This is a genomic window from Polynucleobacter sp. 39-46-10, assembly GCF_002282275.1.
On sequence record NZ_NCJB01000005.1, the window covers coordinates 1 to 19,728 of the forward strand.

Below are 19,728 nucleotides of genomic sequence, written 5' to 3' on the forward strand. Positions count from 1 at the left end.
TCAGGAGGCAACATGCTATATCAGTTACATGAATTTCAAAAAGCTTTACTTCAACCAGTAAGCTCATGGGCTCGAGCAGCATCTGAAGCATTTATTAATGCTTCCAATCCTGCATCCAAGGTTCCAGGGTCAGATCGCTTAGCTGCTAGTTATGAACTGCTTTACCGCCTAGGAAAAAACTACAAGAAACCAGAATTTGGTATTCGCTCTGTACAGGCTCATGGTCGCGAAGTGGCGATTCATGAGAGAACTGTTGTAGCCAAACCATTTTGCAATCTGATTCGCTTCAAGCGTTTCTCCGATGATCTTGATGTCATCAAGAAGCTCAAAGACGATCCAGCAGTATTGGTTGTTGCCCCACTATCTGGACATCACTCCACATTGCTGCGTGACACCGTGCGCACACTCCTGCAAGACCACAAGGTATACATCACTGATTGGATTGATGCTCGCATTGTTCCTGCAGATGCTGGTGATTTTGGTCTAGACGACTATGTTCATTATGTACAAGATTTCATCCGCGCAATCGGCGCTGAGAACTTGCATGTGATCTCCGTATGTCAACCAACAGTTCCAACATTAGGCGCAATCTCTTTGATGGCCTCGGCTGGGGAAAAGACGCCGGCCTCCATGATCATGATGGGTGGCCCAATTGATGCACGTAAATCACCGACTGCTGTTAATAACTTGGCCGATCAAAAATCTTATGACTGGTTTGAAAGTCATGTGATTTACAAAGTGCCACCTAGTTACCCAGGTGCTGGCCGCAAAGTGTATCCAGGCTTCTTACAACACACTGGCTTTATTGCCATGAACCCTCAGAACCACTTGCAGTCTCATTGGGATTACTTCCAAAACTTAGTGCGCGGCGATGAACAAGATGCTGAATCCCACATTCGCTTCTATGATGAATACAACGCGGTTCTCGATATGGATGCGAAATTTTACTTAGACACCATTAAGACGGTATTCCAGGACTACTCATTACCAAATGGCACTTGGGCAGTATCCGGTGATCTAGTGAAGCCGCAGGATATTAGTAAAACCGCCCTTCTCACTGTTGAAGGTGAATTAGACGATATCTCTGGTAGCGGCCAAACCCGCTCAGCCCATGCCTTGTGTACAGGCATTCCGAAGGCCAATAAAGACCATTACGAAGTTGCGGGTGCAGGTCACTACGGCATCTTCTCTGGCCGTCGTTGGCGTGAGAAGGTATATCCAAAAATTAAATCGTTTATTCGTGAGCACCAAGGTGTGCAGAAAAAAACAAAAGCTAGACCCCCAAAGCTGGGAACTAAGAAAGCAGCATAAATCAGCGGCGCGACTTTCGGGTCGCGCTTCTAGTTTTAGAGCACTCAAATTGCAATGAATATCCAGCAGACGAAAGAACTTGCCAATCGTCTCGAGGATGCACTTCCTCAAACACAATGCACAAAGTGCAGCTACCCAGACTGCAGGGGCTATGCAGAAGCCATGGCGATGGATGAGGCTTTGCCTAATCGTTGCCCTCCCGGAGGTATAGAGGGCATTCAAAGACTGAGTGCCATCCTGACTCCCGTCTTTCCTCAGGACGCTTTTGAACTACACCCTACGATCGATCCTGAGTGCGGCATCGAACGCCCCAGAGCAGTCGCCTTTATTGATCCGAAGACTTGTATTGGTTGCACCCTGTGTATTCAGGCATGCCCTGTAGATGCGATTGTTGGTGCTTCAAAGCAAATGCACGTGGTCTTGAATGATTGGTGCACTGGTTGCGATCTTTGTATACCGCCCTGCCCTGTAGATTGCATCACCATGATTGATGTCACTAGCGAGAAAACTGGCTGGGATGCGTGGTCACCTGAATTAGCAGAGATTGCACGCTCAAGATACGAAACGCGTGACCTACGATTAGATCGCGAACAACGCGACAATGATGAGCGATTGGCCAAGAAAGCTGCAGCCAAATTAGTAGCAGTCAATGCAGAGAATCCAGACTCAGAAGAAGCTCTAAAAGAACAAGAAAGAAAGCGTGCCATCATCGCCGCCGCCATTGCGAGAGCCCAGGAAAAGAAATAATGAATCTCGAAAAGCGCCAAGCATTTTTTGAATTGCTCAGGGAAAATAATCCCCATCCAGAAACTGAGCTGGAATACAGCTCGCCATTTGAACTGCTGATTGCTGTATTGCTATCTGCACAAGCAACGGATGTATCAGTAAACAAAGGTACTCGCAAGCTATTTCAGATTGCTAACACACCACAAGCCCTTCTGGATTTGGGTGAAGAAGGCGTTAAGCCCTTCATTCAGCATATTGGCTTGTTTAACTCTAAAGGCAGACACATTCAAGAGACCTGCCGACTCCTCATAGAAAAGCATGGCGGTGAAGTACCCCAAAACCGTGAAGAGCTGGAAGCTCTCCCAGGCGTTGGCAGAAAGACTGCTAATGTCATTCTCAATACCGCCTTTGGTCAGCCAACCATGGCAGTCGATACCCACATCTTTAGAGTCTCAAACCGTACCGGCTTAGCGCCAGGCAAGGATGTTGTAAAGGTCGAGGAACAATTACTTAAGCGAGTGCCAAAAAAATTCTTAATGGATGCTCACCATTGGCTTATTCTGCATGGCAGGTATACCTGCAAAGCGCGCAACCCAGATTGCGAGCAATGTATTGTTGAACCACTCTGTGGCTTTAAACAAAAAACTGGTAAAGGAAAAGTGCGTGGCGATATTTAATCCAACCCGTGAAGAAGTACGGCGTTTTTTTTGTGAAACCTGGAAGAAGAAAACCGAAGTTCAAATTCTGACTCCAATGGAAATGATTGCAATCGACTGGATGGTGGAGCACCCAGAATTTCATGCCCTATTGGCAGATGCCGAAGGTGCAGTTGCACAAGACTACACACCAGAGCGCGGGGAAACCAATCCCTTTTTACACCTCTCGATGCATTTGTCGATTAGCGAACAAATCTCCATCGATCAACCGCCAGGCATTAAAGCGATTTCCGAAAAGCTTGCTAAGAAGCTGGGCTCCGAGCATGAAGCTCAGCACGCTATGATGGAATGCTTGGGGCAAGTGATGTGGGAAGCGCAACGAGAGGGTCAGCCACTCAGCCCGGATAAGTATTTAGAAGCCCTCAAGATGGCTGTTTAAGCATAAAAAGAATTGGGTTCTCAATTGAAGCCTAGGATAGAGATAGTCACACCAGCGCCGCCAGGGAGTCTGCATGGCAATCGCATTACTGCAATGCGGTGGCAGCGCATTTTAAAAGGCTTAGGCTACCAAAGCAGCATTACAGAATCCTGGTCAGGAAGCCCGTGTGACTTGCTGATTGCACTACATGCCAAGAGAAGTCACCAAGCGATTAAAAGATATAAAAAGTCATACCCTACCCATCCAGTAATACTGGCAATGACCGGCACAGATATTTACCGAGACTTAGGTAAAACGCCGAAGGTGATTGATTCCATGCAAATGGCCGATGCTATCGTTATCCTACAAAGCAAAGCCTTGGAGTCGTTACCCAAAAGATTTCATAAAAAAGTAACTGTGATCTATCAATCCATTTCAACGGTTGCCAGAAAACCACCACCTAAGGGATATTGGCTGAGTACTCTCATTGGACATCTTCGTCCTGAAAAGGATCCCTTTTGCGCGCCCCGTAGCCTTGATTTGGTTCCTACTCAAAGCAAGCTAAAGCTCATTCATCTTGGTAAGGCAATGAGTCCCTTGATGGGGAAACATGCAAATGTAATGATGGAGCATCAATCACGCTATCAGTGGCTTGGGGAGTTGTCGCATGGTAAGACTCTTCAGTGGCTCGCCCGCTCCAATGTCATGGTAATTACAAGTCGCATGGAAGGTGGCGCCCATGTTGTATCAGAGGCTATAGCAATTGGAGTGCCGGTCATTGCATCAGATATTCCGGGAAATCGAGGGCTACTTGGGGATGACTATCCAGGATACTTCCCGGTGGGTGACATCAAGGCATTGAGTGAGCTGCTATATAAGGCTGAGAGCAACCCTAAGTTCCATCAAAAGCTCAATAAAGCACTGCTTGCTAGAAAAAAATTGGTTCAGCCGGAATTAGAGAAAAAATCTATTCAAGTTTTAGTGGAAAGCCTACTAGGCTAATTTACTGCCCTCTTAGCCCTTAGGCAAAGCTTGCGTAAGTGACTAAAAATTGATTGCGGGGATCCGTCCACGACTGGGTACTCTTAAAGCCCGCAGAAATCAGCAGGGATTCAAAATGTTGTTGTGTGTACTTATAACTATTTTCGGTATGAATCAGTTCGCTGGCCTTAAATAAACGCTCACCACCTTGCCAAGTGACTCTCTGATCTTTGGTGGCTCGAAGATACATTTGAATGCACCCTAGCTCTTCATTGAAAATTGCGTAATGCTCCCAACAATCCAATTGAAAATTGCTTGAAAGAATCCGATTGATATTGAGCAAGACATTCTTATTGAATGCCGCTGTAATGCCCAAAGAGTCGTTATATGCTTTATTCAAGATATCCAGTGGCTTGATTAAATCGACACCGATCAATAGGCCACCAGCACCATCGCAGACTTTGGCAAGATTGTGAAATAAATTACTCGCTGCCTTAGGATCAAAATTACCAATAGATGAGCCTGGATAAAAAAATGTTTTCTTTCGCGTGGCTAGCTCTGGAAATGACAATGGGTTTTGCAAGTCAAATTCTTGTGCAGTCATCAAAATATGGGGGAATTTTGATTGCAGGCCTGCAATTGCTTCCTCAAGAAATTCCTTAGAAATATCGAGCGCCCTATACTCAACTGGCATGAGAGAATCAAATAGCGCGCTACCTTTTTGACAGTTACCTGCACCTAAATCCAATAAGACGTCGCATTTCCCAATTGCCTTGGCAATTTCCGCAGAATATTGGGACATGATTGCCCCCTCTGTGCGGGTCGGATAATACTCATCTAATAGAGTGATAATTTCAAAGAGACGTGAACCGAGACCATCATAAAAATACTTCGGGGAAATGGATGGATTTTGAGCCAACAGCCCACTCAAAATCTCTTGAACTCTTGCTCCCTCCATTGGACTCAAGCTACCGATACTCCGGCGCCCTGAACAAACTCGCCAATCTTCTTAGCCCGACTAAATCCATCTGCCCTTAAGATTTCCAATACATGGTCGGTTGACTCCGGAGAACAAGAAACAAGCAAACCACCACTGGTTTGTGGATCAGATAAAAGATTCTTCTGCCATTCATTCATATGAGCCCCTAGACTCATTTCATGGCCATAGCCCGACCAATTTCTAGGGGAGGCTCCAGTAAAGATATCTTGCTTTACCAAGTTAACCGCTTCCTCGATCACAGGAATGGAATCCCAATCTACTTTTGCAGACAACTTAGCACCTCTAGCCATTTCCAGCAGGTGTCCAGCCAAGCCAAATCCAGTGACATCCGTTAAGGCATGAACCCCTGATAGCTGCGATAGCGCAACACCTGGCTTATTGAGCTTGGTAGTTAAGGAGATCATCTCCTGATAAGCTGAATCCGAGAGCTGTTGTTTTTTAAGAGCTGCCGACAAAATGCCAACGCCTAAAGGCTTACTCAAAATAATACTGTCGCCAAGTCGAGCGCCATTATTTCGCTTGAGCTTCTTTGGATCGACTACGCCGATTGCCACCAAACCATAGATAGGCTCAACTGTATCAATGGAGTGGCCGCCAGCAATCATAATTCCAGCCTCGGCACATACTGACTCACCTCCAGCTGTAATTTTCTGAATGACGTCCAAAGGCAATACATTAATCGGCATACCCAAAAGAGCAAGCGCAAACAAAGGTTGTGCACCCATTGCATAAATATCTGAGATGGCATTGGTTGCTGCAATACGTCCAAATTCAAATGGATCATCAACAATCGGCATGAAGAAATCTGTTGTCGCCACGATAGCCTGGTGCTCATTGATTTGATAAACGGCAGCATCCTCATTATTGTCAGAGCCAGCTAATAGCTCAGGAGGAATATTACGAATCGGCGAGGATTTCAAAATATCACTGAGAACTCCTGGTGCAATTTTGCATCCACAGCCGCCGCCGTGGGATAAAGAAGTGAGACGACCGTCATAAGACATAGTTAAATACTCTTTTTAAAAGTGGGCGATACATTAAAGATAATCTAGCAAGCTTACTCAATTTAAGGCAAACATGTTCTAAACCCGCAAAAAGGGTCACTTCGAGACGGAAGATAGAAGTTTCTAAATTGTGGACGACGAAAATATTGTGGCGTAAAAATACTCCAACCCTTTAGCACTCGGTGTTTGCCATCAAACCATGGTTTTGAGTAATCCTCATAGGGGTCAGGGCTAAAGCCCGCAAATGGCATGAAGGCACTGCTCGTCCACTCCCACAAGCCGGAAGGTTGCCACCCTATTGGCGAGAGGCTCATGGCTGCAGTCAACTCTGGCTCGGTAGGCAAACGTAATCCACGCCAACTACAGTAAGCATCTGCAGCTTTAGCAGAGATATGTCGCACAGGATGATGCATCTCCATATCGCGCCAACGATCAAAGCACCTCTCCTGCCAAATATGCCCCACTTTTCTCCAGTGACTTGGAAGCATCGCTACACGATCCTGCTCCCCCCGAAGGTGGGCTTCAATAAATTCTAAATATTGTTGATTGGTGACTGCTTGGCTTGAAATAGAAAATCCAGGGATATGGAGCTCTTGCTCCCATTTTTCATTATCAAAAATAAAGCCGCTATTACTTTTTGAGCCAATAGAAACTGGGCCCGCTGGAAAATCAATGTATACGGGCTCCGAAAATTCATTGGATTTGGCGACGCTAGCAAGGTCAACCGAGATTGACCAAGAATAACCGAGGCCTTGCCACATGTATGCAAATGCCTCGTTATGCATATCCTGATGACAAATGGCTAACTGAATAAAATAATTCTGTTCAGAACTCAGAGATCTAGAACCTAAAATATCACAAGTTTTTTCCATCACTTGGTCAAAGTATTCCAGCAATACATCAAGAGAAGGAAGTCCTGCTGACCAACGGTCACCGTGAATGATCTCCGAGGAATTAAAGAGTTGATCAGAGTCAGGCAGTAAGGAGGGATTTGAAATTAACCCTCCTCTATGGGCCCAGAATTCATGAAACCAAGTAACGTGCCCAAATTCCCAATGAGGAGGGTTCACGGTACTCGAGAGAGAGACTTTTTCTAAACCCAGCTCCAGGCCAGCAATAACCGTACGTGTAATGTTGGCGCTATCTTTTAGACGCTGCAATAGCTCACAGGACTCCGGTGAATGCCCATAATGTAAACGAAAACAGCATCTAAGTCACCCTTATACAATAAGGTGCGATCCGACAATGCGCGTAGCAGACTAGCTTATTGAATTTTTTCCAATATAGCCCTTGCAAAAAGAGCATCCTTGAATCGGGTATTTTTGCCTTTCGATTGCAAAAAAACCATTGCAATATTTCTCCCCTTAATCTTCGCCTGCATAACCAAGCATCGCCCGGCTGCTGCTATATAGCCAGTCTTTTGTACCAGCACATTCATAATTTCATTGCGAACAATTGGATTGGTATTCACAAATGGCTGAGGCGCATGAATACCATCAATAACATCAAATTTTTCTGTTGTAGAAAATTCCTGAATCAATGGATGGCGCATCGCTTCACGCAATAAGAGAACCAAGTCCTGTGCCGTAGAAACATTTTGCGCAGAGAGGCCAGTAGGCTCCGTGAAATGCGTATGAGTCATTCCGATCTCCTTTGCTTTTTGATTCATGGCCTCAACAAAGGCGCCCCTTCCTCCGCCATAGGATCTTGCAAGAGCATTGATTGCTCTATTTTCCGAGGACATTAAACCAACCCGGAGAGTTCGTTTTCGACTCATTTCAGTACCCACCTTTAATTTCCATTTGGCATTGGATTGCCAGGCAATATCCTCTCGCTCAATCCTCAACGGCTCTGTTATGCTTTGATTAGATTCCAGCACAACAATTGAAGCCATTAACTTAGATATTGAGGCAATTGGCGAAATGGCCGAAGAATTACGGTCAACCAATACTTCCCCGCTGTCCACATCAACCACATAAGCAATATTTGATCGAAAATCTTCAGCCTGATGATTTTTTGCAAAGGTTGGGGTATGAATAAACGCTAGAACTAATCCGCAACTAATGAATAATTTATACATATTTTTATGTGGCTAATTAATATTTAAATGGCCGCTCAGCTTTTGTATTTGTGCCAGTCGCCTTCATTTTCATTTTGCATTGAGGGCACGTCAAACCATCCCAGAGTATGAGCTGTCTTGAAGAATGGCATCTTTTGCAAGCAGTAGTTCCCGAAGGCGGGTCTAGCATTACACCTGGGTTTGGCAAGACAAATGTGTCTAACTCTTTGCAGGTCGTGCATACCATAGCCGCCTTTGAAAAAAGGAGGCCTTTTTCAATACCAATCCCACAAATACACTCATATTTACAGGACCCACAAACAAATCGGTATTCTGCCTCCATCATTCTATGAGCTTTCTCTTTGAGATTTTAAAATTTTCGCCCATCTTTCCTTTGCGTAATGAATACGCATTGACCTCTCCTGATTCGCAACCCCAATAGTGATTCTCTTATCAATTAAGTCTTTGTAAACTGAATCAATATTGATATAGAAATTGGTATAGACCGCAACTAATTCTGGAGATGGCAATTCGCTTGCAATAGCTCGGCACTTGAGAGTCGACTCTTTAAATCTCTTTAGAACCGCTGCTTGATCTGATGCAATTTTGTCACTTGAACCAAACAACGCCTTTGCATTTTTGCTATTTTCCGTAAGAACCAAAATATGCTCATCAACATACTTCGCATCGTCTGACTGGTTTACCTCTGCAATACAAGTAGCGATCTTTTTCTGCACTTCGTTTACTTTTGCAATCGAAACATCATTACCAGACTTATTGATTGGTGATGGTGCCGTAGTACAGCCAGATAACAAAATAAAAAGCATTGCAATGCCGCGATAGATATTTTTCATATGAACCTCAGTGGTTAAATAAGTTCCGTCCAACTAAAAATCCCTCCACATAACGTCAAGCAGAGGGTTGATGGTGTTAGCGGTAAACAATGTCAGCGCGACGGTTCTCTTTAAAAGCAGCTTCCGTTTGCGCTGGATTTAAAGGCTTTTCCTTACCAAAGCTGACTGCCTCAACTTGAGACTCATTCACCCCTTGAGAAAGTAGCGCTCTTTTAACAGACTCGGATCTCTTTTGACCGAGTGCTAAGTTGTACTCCGCCGTACCCCGATCATCAGTATTTCCCTGAATAATGATCTGGGCTTTTTGGTTGCGAATGGTCTTGAGATAGGTCGCATGGGCTGCAACCATAGGGGCGTACTTTGGATCAATCACGTAACTATCAAATTCAAAGAAAATTGAACGCTGACCGTAAACGCCGGTTTTGGGATCGCTAATAGGGTCATAAGACGTTGACCCGACTGCACTAATAGATGTCACATGATTGGCATCGTCCAATTTGACCCCACTACTACATGCAGAAATGAATAACGTAGCGCATGCCAAAAGCGGCAGATTTTTAAGTCCATACATGATGGTAATTCCCCATAGTGGCTAACAATATTTAGCCGAAATAACAAAGGAGCCAATCATTTAAGACCAGCACCAAGCCTAAGAAACTAGACGATTACTTTTGGGGGTTTAAAGGCGGAGTCGGGGAAATTCTGGGTGATAAGAGTATTGCTGGTGCAATAGAAGGCAATAGCTTCTGCAGAACGAAAATGGATGACGATGCTGGTATCGCTTACATTGGCGGTCACATGGCTCATCAAAAATAATGAATGGGATTGTTGCTGACTATCAGTAGATTCTTTACTGGCGTGGCTCTGCTCGGATGCCGATCCGAGGAATAAGGTTTGATAGATTTGCGCTCGCTCAATAGCAGTATCAATAAAAACATTGCCTGCCGCCACCTTGAAGGAGATCAAGAAGAGGCAAAGAAGAATTACAAGAGATCTATTACGGGATCGCATAGCCAGATTCTATACCTAAATCTCTCAAATCGCCCCTAGGGTCGGTCTGATTCAGCCCTCTAGGATAACGCTGCTATTGCAGACCTAATTGCAACTGGCAAATCTTGGACTAGAGCCTTCCTTGCTGTGACATTCTCCGTAGGTGCTTGCTGCGCCCTTACGGACCATACGGACCCCGGAAAGAAGGCATCGTCTTTATATCTCGGAATCACATGCCAATGGATATGGGGCACCATATTGCCTAGTGCGGCGACATTGATCTTATCTGGATGCATCACGTACCTTACAGCTTCTTCCACAGCAAAAACCAATGACATCAGATGCTCACGCTCACTATGGGTAAGATCGGTCATTTCGACGACATGGTGATTCCAGATTACACGGCAAAAACCTGGCAGGTCTGGATCGTTCACAAGGATGACGCGGCAGTCATCTCCTCGCCAAATCAATTGACCCTCTTCAGGCTTGAGCTCTTCTTTACAGAGTACGCAATTAGTCATGGAATGAATGTAAACGAAAACGGCACCTAAGTCACCCTTGTGGGGTTATTTAGGTGCCGCGGCAGTATAGGTGTGTACTGCTTGCTACAGACTACTTAGGGATTTCTTAGTGGAACTGCTCTTCTTCTGTAGAACCAGTCAACGCAGTTACTGAAGACTTACCACCTTGAATCACAGTAGTTACATCATCGAAGTAGCCAGTACCAACTTCTTGCTGATGCGATACAAATGTATAGCCACGATCACGAGCAGCGAATTCCGGCTCTTGTACTTTCTCGATATAAGCAGTCATACCGCGCTGCATGTAGTCTTGAGCCAAGTCGAACATGTTGTACCACATAGAGTGAATACCAGCTAAGGTGATGAACTGATACTTGTAGCCCATGGCGCCTAATTCACGCTGGAACTTCGCAATAGTTGCATCGTCCAAGTTCTTCTTCCAATTGAAAGATGGTGAGCAGTTATAAGCCAACATCTTGCCTGGGAACTTCGCACGAATTGCCTCAGCAAACTTACGAGCAAAATCGAGGTCAGGAGTACCAGTCTCACACCAAACCATGTCAGCGTATGCAGCGTATGCCAAGCCACGAGAGATTGCTTGATCCAAGCCCTTACGTGTTTTGTAGAAGCCTTCTGGAGTGCGCTCGCCAGTCAAGAATGGCTTGTCATTTGCATCGTAATCAGAAGTCAGCAAGTCAGCAGCCTCAGCATCAGTACGGGCCAGAATAATAGTTGAAACACCCATTACGTCCGCAGCCAAACGTGCAGAAATCAATTTCTGTACTGACTCAGCCGTAGGCAACAATACTTTGCCACCCAGGTGACCGCACTTCTTAACTGATGACAATTGGTCCTCGAAGTGAACGCCAGCAGCACCTTGTTTGATCAATGCTTTGCTTAATTCAAATGCATTCAATACACCACCGAAACCTGCTTCAGCATCAGCAACGATTGGAGCGAAGTACTCAATGTAACCAGCGTCGCCTTTGTTGATACCTTTAGCAGTTTGGATTTCATCAGCACGTTGAAAAGAATTGTTAATGCGCTCAACCATCTTTGGAACTGAGTCAACTGGATACAAAGATTGGTCTGGATACATCGCTGCGTAAGAATTGCCGTCAGCTGCAACTTGCCAACCTGATAAGTAGATTGCTTGAACGCCAGCTTTAACCTGCTGCATTGCTTGACCACCAGTCAAAGCACCTAAACAGTTAACGTAAGCTTCGTTATTCACCAATTCCCAGAGACGCTCTGCGCCATGCTTAGCCAATGTGTGCTCAATCTTCAATGAACCACGGAGACGTACAACGTCCTCAGCCGTGTAACCACGAGTAATACCTTTCCAGCGTGGATTGGTATCCCAGTCTTTTTGTAGTGCTGCGATTTCTGCTTTGCGATCTGCCATGTTTTTCTCCCTAAGTTAAACAAGTACTTCAAATATTTGGACATTCAAGTCTTATGTCTTATATAAGAGTTTAAGGATTTGGAAAAAGCATGCAAGCACTATTTCAGTATTAAATGAAAATAATTAACTCAATTAATTCAGTATGTTACATATTATTTTTCGTAATATGAAATTATAATTCAAGGGGCGAGAGAGCGCCCAAGTGAGATTGTTGCACTGCATTTTGCGTACGGGAACGTCTTTTCACATCATGAAAAGGCTGGAGACCTTTTAAGCAGTACTAGGCTTGCCGATAGAGGCGACCTTAAATCCAGTCAAAATTATCATGAGCTGTAGAAGCGCCACACCTACAAATAAAAGCTTAGGCAAACCGATATCCAAGAAAATTCCGAAGATTAATGGACTCATCGCCGCTCCGAGATCAATCCCTGAATACACGATGCCGTATACCCTGCCCGATGAACCAGAGGGCGTCGCCGATCGAATCATGAGATCGCGAGATGGTGCAGCAATACCTAAACCAAGACCGATCACAATAAATGCAATCACAATCAGCTCGATTGGAATCAAGCCCGTTGCTAATAAAAGCCCCATGACAATATTCACAGTAAAGCAAATCGTAATGATGCGTTCAGGCACTTTTAATTTAGTTGCTAAATAACCACCTAACAACATGCCGCCTGCGCCACCCATAGACATCAGAGTGAGATAGTAATTTCCCGAGCTTACTGCTATGTCGTAGATCTTAAAAAGCGCAGTTGGGGCAAATGACTGTAGGCCTGTAGTTGCCGCCATGCTAAAGAAAAAGAAAATCCAGCAAAGCCATACAACTGGTAACTTCAAAAATCCAAAGGTGCTCATGGGCGCACCACCAGGATTGCTTTGAGCATGACTAGTCTGTGATTCCTCGCGCCTAGCATGAACATCATCAATTAAGCGTGCCCTACCAACCCAAAGAGTAAGCAGGATCAGGGCCTCAAGCACTGCCGCAGAGAGAAAAGCAATCCGCCAATCAGCAATACTTGCTACCGCCACCATAAAGGCTGGAGCTGCGGCCCAACCAATATAGCCCGTTACTCCATGAATGGAATAAGCGTAAGGCAAATTTGGTGGTGAAATTTTATGATTGATTAAGGTGTAGTCAACTGGATGAAAGACACCATTCCCACAACCCGCAATCACTGCACCCAAAACCAACATGGCATAACCATTACTTTGCGAGTAAGTGAGCGCTGCCAATGCCAGTAAAACCACACCAGCAAACAATACGGGGCGAGCCCCAATGCGATCCACTAAAAAACCAGAAGCTGCTTGAACAATGCAGGAGACTACAAAGAAAATGGTCATGAGCAGACCTAGCTCAGCATAGTTAAAGCCGAACTCCGCTTTCAACCATGGGAACATGGGCGGCAGGATTAAGTGAAAGAAATGGGAACTGCCGTGAGCCAGGCTAATGAGACCAACAACCCGGACATCACTGGCGCGCCTCATTTTTAGGGCGTCAGTCATGTACCGAGTTTACTTGGACAGGAAAATTCCTGCTGATGTTACTTTGCCTTACTTGCTAAAACTAAAGTCACCATTCTGATCGACGCCTACAGGAACCGTGTCCGAAGGGCCAAACTTGCCTTCCAAGATCATCTTGGAAACCGGGTTCTCGATATATTGCTGAATAGCACGCTTTAGTGGTCTAGCCCCAAATACCGGATCAAAACCAACTTCTGCGATCTTGCTCAGAGCAGCATCGCTGACTTCCAACTGCATATCCACTTTGGCCAAACGATCTGACAAGTTCTTGAGCAAGATCTTTGCAATATTAGCGATATTGCCTTTATCTAAACCATGGAACACCACGATCTCATCAATACGATTTAAGAACTCAGGGCGAAAATGATTCTTCAGCTCTTCAAATACCGCATCTTTGATCTCGGACTGTTTCTTATCAGTCATGGACTGGATGAGATGCGAACCAATATTACTAGTCATCACAATCACTGTGTTTTTGAAATCCACAGTACGGCCTTGACCATCGGTCAAGCGGCCATCGTCTAATACTTGCAAGAGTACGTTAAAGACGTCTGGATGTGCTTTCTCAATCTCATCAAACAAGATCACGCTGTATGGATGGCGACGAACTTGCTCGGTCAAATAACCGCCCTCTTCGTAACCTACATAGCCTGGAGGCGCACCGATTAAACGTGCCACGCTGTGCTTCTCCATAAACTCACTCATGTCAATACGGATGAGGTGATCTTCGCTGTCGAATAAGAAGCCGGCCAAGGCTTTGCATAGCTCGGTCTTACCAACACCGGTAGGGCCCAAGAATAAGAATGAGCCATAAGGACGATTCTCTTCAGCAAGACCAGCACGGGAACGACGAATAGCATCCGATACCGCACGAATAGCCTCTTCCTGACCTACCACGCGCTTATGTAACAGCTCTTCCATCTTCAACAACTTGTCGCGCTCACCTTGCATCATCTTCGACACCGGAATGCCAGTCGCACGAGATACTACTTCGGCAATCTCTTCTGCACCTACTTGTGTGCGCAAGAGCTTGTTCTTAGCGACGCCATCTTTATCACCTTTTGCTTCAGCAGCAGCAGCGGATTTGAGCTTAGCCTCAAGCTCAGGCAACTTGCCATATTGCAATTCAGCGACTTGTTCTAACTTACCGTCACGCTGTAGCTTTGCAATATCTATCCTTACTTTTTCAATCTCTTCCTTCAGGTGAGCTGCACCTAATACAGCACCCTTTTCTGCTTTCCAGACCTCCTCTAAATCAGCATACTCAGCGCCAAGACGCTTAATTTCATCTTCAATGAGGCCTAGGCGTTTTTTCGAAGCATCGTCCTTTTCCTTCTTAACGGCTTCGCGCTCAATCTTCAACTGAATCAAGCGACGTTCTAATCTATCCATCACCTCAGGCTTAGAGTCGATCTCCATCCGAATACGTGAGCCAGCCTCATCAATGAGGTCGATAGCCTTATCTGGCAAGAAACGATCTGTAATGTAGCGATGAGATAACTCTGCTGCCGCGACAATTGCCGGGTCTGTAATTTCAATACCATGATGCAATTCATAGCGTTCTTTGAGGCCGCGCAAGATGGCAACAGTAGCTTCAACGCTAGGCTCCTCTACCATGACTTTTTGGAAGCGACGCTCAAGCGCTGGATCCTTTTCGATGTACTTACGGTACTCATCTAAAGTCGTCGCACCAATGCAATGCAATTCACCGCGCGCTAAGGCAGGCTTGAGCATATTGCCGGCATCCATTGCACCCTCTCCTTTGCCTGCACCAACCATCGTATGAATCTCGTCAATAAAAATGATGGTCTGACCTTCGTCTTTAGCCACATCACTCAAAACAGCCTTTAGACGTTCTTCGAATTCACCGCGGTACTTAGCACCAGCTAATAGCAAAGCCATATCCAAAACAAGGACACGCTTGTTTTTGAGAGTTTCCGGCACTTCACCATTGATGATTCGTTGGGCAAGGCCCTCCACGATGGCAGTTTTACCCACGCCAGGCTCACCAATTAACACCGGGTTATTTTTACCGCGACGTTGCAAAATCTGAATGGTGCGACGAATTTCATCATCGCGACCAATGACAGGATCCAGCTTACCCATGCGGGCACGCTCAGTTAAATCGACAGTGTATTTCTTTAAGGCTTCACGTTGACCTTCAGCATCTGCACTATTCACTGATTCTCCTCCGCGGACTAAATCAATAGCCGCCTCTAACGATTTACGATTTAAACCATTCTCACGAGCAATCTTACCTAGCTCACCTTTGTCATCAGCCACGACCAGCAAGAAGAGCTCACCAGCAATGAATTGATCATTGCGCTTATTGGCTTCTTTTTCACATAAGTTGAGCCAGTTGCTTAAATCACGGCCTACCTGAACCTCACCACTAGTGCCCTGCACTTCTGGGAGGTTGCTAATGAGCTTTTCGGTTGCCTTCTCAAGACCTGGAACATTCACGCCAGCGCGAGTTAGCAAACTCTTGGCACCACCATCGGAATCACGCAACATAGCCAAGAGCAAGTGGGCTGGCTCTATATACTGATTGTCTTTTGCCAAAGCAAGGCTTTGCGCCTCGCTGAGGGCTTCTTGAAACTTCGTAGTTAATTTATCTATTCTCATTTGTAAGTCCTATCAACTCTATCTATTTTTATACATTTATACCTATAGAATATAGGGGCATTCTTATTAATTTCAAGTCTGTTAGACCACTTTTTAAGCGAATTTATCCCTATTTTGACCTGGCTTGTTTACCTCCTGGAGTGTTCTGATGGCAGCTATTACGCTGGCATTACCAACCGCCTAGAACATCGCTTGGCAGCTCATAATTCAGGGGAAGGTGCTCGCTATACGAGGGCTCGCAGACCAGTCGTCATTTTGGCCACCCAAGAGCACCCTGATCGATCTGAAGCCTCTAAGGCAGAGGCAAAGTTAAAGAAATTACCAAGGGCGGAAAAGCTAGGTTTTTTCAAAGCCCAAAAGATGGATCCGGTTTAAGCGGGATCCCTAAGCATTAGAGGAATTACCTGGTTCTTAAAGCTTCCTGCTAGTGCTTTTTTTAAGATCTTGTAAATATCCAGATCAAATTCAGATTCTCCTGAGTCGGCCAATTCGTAAAGCTCTTCCTCGTTGATTGCTGTTCCCAGATAACGCCAGCGGTCGACTACGTGCATATGCCCCGCCTCTTTTATTGCAACGGGGCCTAGATACGGCCAAACCTGAACCTGAAATAACTCCAATGCAGTCTTTAGCTGAAGATTGTGCAATTCGATGGGGGACTGACCGATGCAAGCGCCACCACATTGCTTTACTTGATAAGCAAAGCAAGCCTTACCTTCAATACGCTTCTCCAAACCCAAAAGCGCCTCACAAAGACGGTATTTTTTGGCTATTGCTTTTAGGTAAGCGTTGGCCTCTCTCTTACTGTAGAACAAGCCAAACAAGTTTTCTTGAATTCCAGGATCCAATTCACGATGTCCAACGAGTTGCGGTCTTAGCACACCACTCTCATCGAGCTCCAGTCTCCAAGCACAAAGATCCTTAGAGCGGCGTAATTTAATGTTCATGCTGGGCATGCGCTCTTTAATGAGCTGCGATTCCAAAATGAGTGCGCCTAACTCCCCACTGGTTTCAATCCAATCGATGTCTCTTACTTGTAAGGAGAGCCTCATTTCCTTGCGTTGGGTGAGCGCTCCTTGAAAATGCCCCATCACCCTACTGCGCAATGAAATACTTTTGCCGATATAGAGTGGGATCCGATTCTCGCCATAAAAAATATAGCAGCCCGGCCCCTCCGGAATGGAGTCCACTAGAGCTTTATCAATATTGGGCGGCAAGCTGGCATTTCCAATGAGCTGATTTACTGCTTTGAGCAGAGCCTCACGCCCAAGCTTAGCTTCACATACTCGCCAGAACTGGAGCAGTAAATCGGCGTCACCTAGGGCACGATGCCGCGAGCTAATCTTGAGGCCATGAACGCTGATGATGGTGTCAAGATTGTGTCTAGCCTGCTCTGGGAATAGCAATCTAGAAAGTTTCACGGTGCAAAGTACTTTAGGCTTAAAGTCGATGCCCACGCGCTTAAAGGACGCCTTTAAAAATCCATAGTCGAATCGGGCGTTATGGGCTACAAAAATCTTACCCTGTAGCTCTCGGGCAATCTCTGTAGCCAAACCTTCAAAGGGCGACTGCTTGCTCACCATGTCAGGACGAATGCCAGTCAAGGCTTGTATATTTTGCGGAATAAATGTTTGAGGATTGATAAGGCTTTCCCAAGTCTCAACTTGGTCATGAATCAGAGATTTGATGCCCACCTCAGTAATACGATCGCGCTCAAAATGAGAGCCCGTTGTCTCAATATCAACAAATGCTAACGGGGGATATTCACGCTCACCTGATGACATTAGCGGTAAAGAGTTATTTTTTTCCCTGATACTTCGCAATACTCGCCTTAAGGTCACTGTACTCTTCGCAACCAAACAGACAGGCCTTATCAAGTCTGGCTAGCATTGCTTCAGCCCCAGACAAGTCCTTCTTCATCAACATTAACTCACCGTAATACTCCAGAGCAGCCCTATGACTTGGGTCGATCTTGAGTGCTGCCTGGTAATACTTTTCAGATGCCACCAAATCAGGTGGCTGCTTTTTACGAAGACTGTACCCCATGAGGTTATTCCAGTCTGCAGAGTTGACTTCGTTTGCCGACTGCAATTGCTTTAAGGCTTGCTCGTAATTGTTAGATTTAATACTAGTGCGGACATCCGTTAGCCAAGCAGGATCAGATTTAGCTGGAGTGGTATCAGCGGCTACTGAAGCTACCCATGGTGTTATTGCAAGAACGAGAGATAAAAAAAGTTTGCGGGCGAAATTCCATCCATTTATCTGCATCATCAAGATCCTTATTGTTATCCTGCTTTGTGCAGGTAATCACCAAAACTAAAAATGGAGTTTGGGGCCAAGGGCACATCTTCGACCTTCTTAAACGGCACTTTAACTACCCTCTGAACCTCACCCTTAGATGGCTTACTCACCTTCAATTCTGGGTAAGAAAAAGTCTGACGCTCTGGTGCGGTTTTGGCATCGCTAAATCGCGGCACATAATCTTTAATGGCATCTGAGAGGTTCATATTGGCCATACAACCAAGCATATAAGTCTCTAAAGACTGGTAGAGCTCACTTGCAATATCACAAGCCTCAACCTTGCGTTTTTTAATGTAATTCATAGCCAGCACAACATCCTTAATGGTGACCATACGAGAATCTTGCAAGAGCGTGTAGCCTCCGTTTCGACCCTTTATACCCTTGACAATTCCGGCAGCACGCAATGCGCTGAGCAAAAGCTCAATTCGGCTAATGGATAATTTTTGGCGCTGCGCTAACTCAAGGCCGGTAACTGGTTGAATGCCCCCAGAATGGGTTGCTATGTCGACTAAGGTGTTGAGCGCGGCTTTTACTGCTGTATTGACATTCATGACGAATTTAGAAGAAATGTTGAATTAAAACCAGTATCAAGTTAAATGGCTATTTCTGCAGGATGCCAAGATTTAACCCTTGTGCACCTATGGTTGAAGTTAACCCAAATAAGGTCTTAATTCAGAAATGAGATTCTTAAATTGCTCACGCCTGAGAAACTGGCCAATCTCAACCTTCTGCCCCGTCTGCTCAATAAAAAAGATCTTTTCGTGCTCTCCCGGTTGAGAGAGTCTTGCCCAGTGCGTATTAAATTCAATCACAGTCTCTTTATAGGCAATAAACTTTCTCACCAATAATCGGGTGCCGCTAATTTCGATTTCTTCAAAATCCAAGGCATGACGGCAGTAGATTAAAAAACCAATCGTCACTGCAGTTAACTCAATAGCAGTGAAGATGAGGATAATTTTTACGCCAGCCAATAAAAACCCGGTGGCGACAGTTAATGAGAGGCAAACTAGGGCGATATAGAACTTGAGCAACTGACCTGGGGTCAATGCACAATTTCGCCTCATCTTCCAGATTTTCATGGCGGAATGCGGATCTCAGTTACGCATACAGTCTAGCTATTGGCAGACTGAGCTTGCTTAGCCTTTTCAAGCTGATCAGCACTGCGCTGCTGAAAATCAACCATGGAGTGGTACCCCATTTGGTAGCAAGGGCAATGTTTGCCTAGAATCCAGCGTGCGAGCTTAACCCGTAGTTTTTGAATCATTTTTATTCTCCCGTGAATGACCTCATTTTGACTGAAATCCGGGATTACTGCTGAACAGGGTGCCATTTCGAGCGCTCAGCAAACTAAAC

General features: G+C 45.4%; 22 protein-coding genes. 6 read left to right on the forward strand and 16 right to left on the reverse strand.

Annotated elements, in window-relative coordinates:
• Positions 1–12: 12 nt before the first annotated feature.
• From phaZ to senB, 5 genes are read left to right on the forward strand one after another with little or no spacing between them, the layout of a single operon-like run.
• Positions 13–1,311: a polyhydroxyalkanoate depolymerase gene (phaZ, locus tag B7X71_RS01065; protein ID WP_293600127.1), complete on the forward strand. Its 1,299-nt coding sequence runs from the start codon at positions 13–15 to the stop codon at positions 1,309–1,311.
• A 54-nt stretch (positions 1,312–1,365) separates the two neighbouring features.
• A complete protein-coding gene (gene rsxB, locus B7X71_RS01070) occupies positions 1,366–2,058 on the forward strand; it encodes an electron transport complex subunit RsxB (RefSeq protein ID WP_293600116.1) in 693 nt (230 codons plus the stop codon).
• Positions 2,058–2,714 carry an endonuclease III gene (gene nth / locus B7X71_RS01075; protein WP_293600117.1) on the forward strand — a complete coding sequence of 219 codons (657 nt, stop codon included), beginning with the start codon at positions 2,058–2,060 and terminating at the stop codon, positions 2,712–2,714. Before rsxB ends, nth begins: the two co-directional genes overlap by 1 nt.
• Positions 2,707–3,132, forward strand: coding sequence for a DUF1841 family protein (locus B7X71_RS01080; protein WP_293600128.1), 426 nt, complete (start codon positions 2,707–2,709; stop codon positions 3,130–3,132). The genes nth and B7X71_RS01080 overlap by 8 nt, the downstream gene beginning before the upstream one ends.
• A gap of 24 nt (positions 3,133–3,156) precedes the next feature.
• Positions 3,157–4,113, forward strand: coding sequence for a selenoneine biosynthesis selenosugar synthase SenB (gene senB / locus B7X71_RS01085; protein ID WP_293600118.1), 957 nt, complete (start codon positions 3,157–3,159; stop codon positions 4,111–4,113).
• Between the two features lie 19 nt (positions 4,114–4,132).
• Here senB and egtD read toward each other — a convergent pair whose 3' ends face one another.
• The 11 genes from egtD to clpB form a co-directional block, all read right to left on the reverse strand.
• Positions 4,133–5,050 (reverse strand): L-histidine N(alpha)-methyltransferase, encoded by a 918-nt coding sequence (gene egtD / locus B7X71_RS01090; protein WP_293600129.1) that lies wholly within the window; start codon positions 5,048–5,050, stop codon positions 4,133–4,135.
• Between the two features lie 5 nt (positions 5,051–5,055).
• Complete coding sequence (selD, locus tag B7X71_RS01095) at positions 5,056–6,096, reverse strand: selenide, water dikinase SelD (protein ID WP_293600119.1); 1,041 nt, start codon at positions 6,094–6,096, stop codon at positions 5,056–5,058.
• A gap of 62 nt (positions 6,097–6,158) precedes the next feature.
• The gene (locus B7X71_RS01100) at positions 6,159–7,256 is read right to left on the reverse strand and encodes an SUMF1/EgtB/PvdO family nonheme iron enzyme (protein ID WP_293600120.1); all 1,098 of its coding nucleotides are present in this window, start codon (positions 7,254–7,256) and stop codon (positions 6,159–6,161) included.
• A 104-nt stretch (positions 7,257–7,360) separates the two neighbouring features.
• On the reverse strand, positions 7,361–8,176 hold the full coding sequence (locus B7X71_RS01105; protein ID WP_293600121.1) for a serine hydrolase: 816 nt from the start codon (positions 8,174–8,176) through the stop codon (positions 7,361–7,363).
• A gap of 326 nt (positions 8,177–8,502) precedes the next feature.
• Positions 8,503–9,009: a hypothetical protein gene (locus tag B7X71_RS01110; RefSeq protein WP_293600122.1), complete on the reverse strand. Its 507-nt coding sequence runs from the start codon at positions 9,007–9,009 to the stop codon at positions 8,503–8,505.
• 76 nt (positions 9,010–9,085) lie between these two features.
• The gene (gene pal / locus B7X71_RS01115) at positions 9,086–9,580 is read right to left on the reverse strand and encodes a peptidoglycan-associated lipoprotein Pal (RefSeq protein ID WP_293600123.1); all 495 of its coding nucleotides are present in this window, start codon (positions 9,578–9,580) and stop codon (positions 9,086–9,088) included.
• Positions 9,581–9,666: 86 nt separating this feature from the next.
• Entirely contained in the window at positions 9,667–10,020 is a 354-nt protein-coding gene (locus tag B7X71_RS01120; RefSeq protein WP_293600124.1) for a hypothetical protein, read from the reverse strand.
• Positions 10,021–10,079: 59 nt separating this feature from the next.
• Complete coding sequence (locus B7X71_RS01125; protein WP_293600125.1) at positions 10,080–10,520, reverse strand: HIT family protein; 441 nt, start codon at positions 10,518–10,520, stop codon at positions 10,080–10,082.
• A 106-nt stretch (positions 10,521–10,626) separates the two neighbouring features.
• Positions 10,627–11,925, reverse strand: coding sequence for an isocitrate lyase (gene aceA, locus B7X71_RS01130; RefSeq protein WP_215307964.1), 1,299 nt, complete (start codon positions 11,923–11,925; stop codon positions 10,627–10,629).
• Between the two features lie 270 nt (positions 11,926–12,195).
• Positions 12,196–13,434 carry an MFS transporter gene (locus tag B7X71_RS01135; RefSeq protein WP_293596965.1) on the reverse strand — a complete coding sequence of 413 codons (1,239 nt, stop codon included), beginning with the start codon at positions 13,432–13,434 and terminating at the stop codon, positions 12,196–12,198.
• 48 nt (positions 13,435–13,482) lie between these two features.
• Entirely contained in the window at positions 13,483–16,077 is a 2,595-nt protein-coding gene (clpB, locus tag B7X71_RS01140) for an ATP-dependent chaperone ClpB (RefSeq protein ID WP_293596966.1), read from the reverse strand.
• 114 nt (positions 16,078–16,191) lie between these two features.
• Here clpB and B7X71_RS01145 point away from each other — a divergent pair, with 114 nt between their 5' ends.
• Complete coding sequence (locus tag B7X71_RS01145) at positions 16,192–16,452, forward strand: GIY-YIG nuclease family protein (protein ID WP_293596967.1); 261 nt, start codon at positions 16,192–16,194, stop codon at positions 16,450–16,452.
• Here B7X71_RS01145 and B7X71_RS01150 read toward each other — a convergent pair.
• The 5 genes from B7X71_RS01150 to B7X71_RS01170 form a co-directional block, all read right to left on the reverse strand.
• The gene (locus tag B7X71_RS01150) at positions 16,449–17,858 is read right to left on the reverse strand and encodes an exonuclease domain-containing protein (RefSeq protein ID WP_293596968.1); all 1,410 of its coding nucleotides are present in this window, start codon (positions 17,856–17,858) and stop codon (positions 16,449–16,451) included. The two genes, B7X71_RS01145 and B7X71_RS01150, sit on opposite strands and share 4 nt — an antisense overlap.
• 13 nt (positions 17,859–17,871) lie before the next feature.
• Complete coding sequence (locus B7X71_RS01155; protein WP_293596969.1) at positions 17,872–18,345, reverse strand: tetratricopeptide repeat protein; 474 nt, start codon at positions 18,343–18,345, stop codon at positions 17,872–17,874.
• Between the two features lie 14 nt (positions 18,346–18,359).
• Positions 18,360–18,926 (reverse strand): Rrf2 family transcriptional regulator, encoded by a 567-nt coding sequence (locus B7X71_RS01160; RefSeq protein WP_293596970.1) that lies wholly within the window; start codon positions 18,924–18,926, stop codon positions 18,360–18,362.
• A 99-nt stretch (positions 18,927–19,025) separates the two neighbouring features.
• Positions 19,026–19,454: a DUF2244 domain-containing protein gene (locus B7X71_RS01165; protein ID WP_293600126.1), complete on the reverse strand. Its 429-nt coding sequence runs from the start codon at positions 19,452–19,454 to the stop codon at positions 19,026–19,028.
• 32 nt (positions 19,455–19,486) lie between these two features.
• Complete coding sequence (locus B7X71_RS01170) at positions 19,487–19,639, reverse strand: hypothetical protein (RefSeq protein WP_293596972.1); 153 nt, start codon at positions 19,637–19,639, stop codon at positions 19,487–19,489.
• Positions 19,640–19,728: the final 89 nt, after the last annotated feature.

Coding starts and splice junctions, on each gene's coding strand:
- B7X71_RS01170 (WP_293596972.1), bottom strand. CDS start 19,639: ATGATTCAAAAACTACGGGTTAAGCTCGCACGCTGGATTCTAGGCAAA.
- clpB (WP_293596966.1), bottom strand. CDS start 16,077: ATGAGAATAGATAAATTAACTACGAAGTTTCAAGAAGCCCTCAGCGAG.
- rsxB (WP_293600116.1), top strand. CDS start 1,366: ATGAATATCCAGCAGACGAAAGAACTTGCCAATCGTCTCGAGGATGCA.
- pal (WP_293600123.1), bottom strand. CDS start 9,580: ATGTATGGACTTAAAAATCTGCCGCTTTTGGCATGCGCTACGTTATTC.
- B7X71_RS01125 (WP_293600125.1), bottom strand. CDS start 10,520: ATGACTAATTGCGTACTCTGTAAAGAAGAGCTCAAGCCTGAAGAGGGT.
- B7X71_RS01150 (WP_293596968.1), bottom strand. CDS start 17,858: ATGTCATCAGGTGAGCGTGAATATCCCCCGTTAGCATTTGTTGATATT.
- B7X71_RS01120 (WP_293600124.1), bottom strand. CDS start 10,020: ATGCGATCCCGTAATAGATCTCTTGTAATTCTTCTTTGCCTCTTCTTG.
- egtD (WP_293600129.1), bottom strand. CDS start 5,050: ATGGAGGGAGCAAGAGTTCAAGAGATTTTGAGTGGGCTGTTGGCTCAA.
- B7X71_RS01105 (WP_293600121.1), bottom strand. CDS start 8,176: ATGTATAAATTATTCATTAGTTGCGGATTAGTTCTAGCGTTTATTCAT.
- selD (WP_293600119.1), bottom strand. CDS start 6,096: ATGTCTTATGACGGTCGTCTCACTTCTTTATCCCACGGCGGCGGCTGT.
- B7X71_RS01135 (WP_293596965.1), bottom strand. CDS start 13,434: ATGACTGACGCCCTAAAAATGAGGCGCGCCAGTGATGTCCGGGTTGTT.
- aceA (WP_215307964.1), bottom strand. CDS start 11,925: ATGGCAGATCGCAAAGCAGAAATCGCAGCACTACAAAAAGACTGGGAT.
- nth (WP_293600117.1), top strand. CDS start 2,058: ATGAATCTCGAAAAGCGCCAAGCATTTTTTGAATTGCTCAGGGAAAAT.
- B7X71_RS01155 (WP_293596969.1), bottom strand. CDS start 18,345: ATGATGCAGATAAATGGATGGAATTTCGCCCGCAAACTTTTTTTATCT.
- B7X71_RS01160 (WP_293596970.1), bottom strand. CDS start 18,926: ATGAATGTCAATACAGCAGTAAAAGCCGCGCTCAACACCTTAGTCGAC.
- B7X71_RS01110 (WP_293600122.1), bottom strand. CDS start 9,009: ATGAAAAATATCTATCGCGGCATTGCAATGCTTTTTATTTTGTTATCT.
- phaZ (WP_293600127.1), top strand. CDS start 13: ATGCTATATCAGTTACATGAATTTCAAAAAGCTTTACTTCAACCAGTA.
- B7X71_RS01165 (WP_293600126.1), bottom strand. CDS start 19,454: ATGAAAATCTGGAAGATGAGGCGAAATTGTGCATTGACCCCAGGTCAG.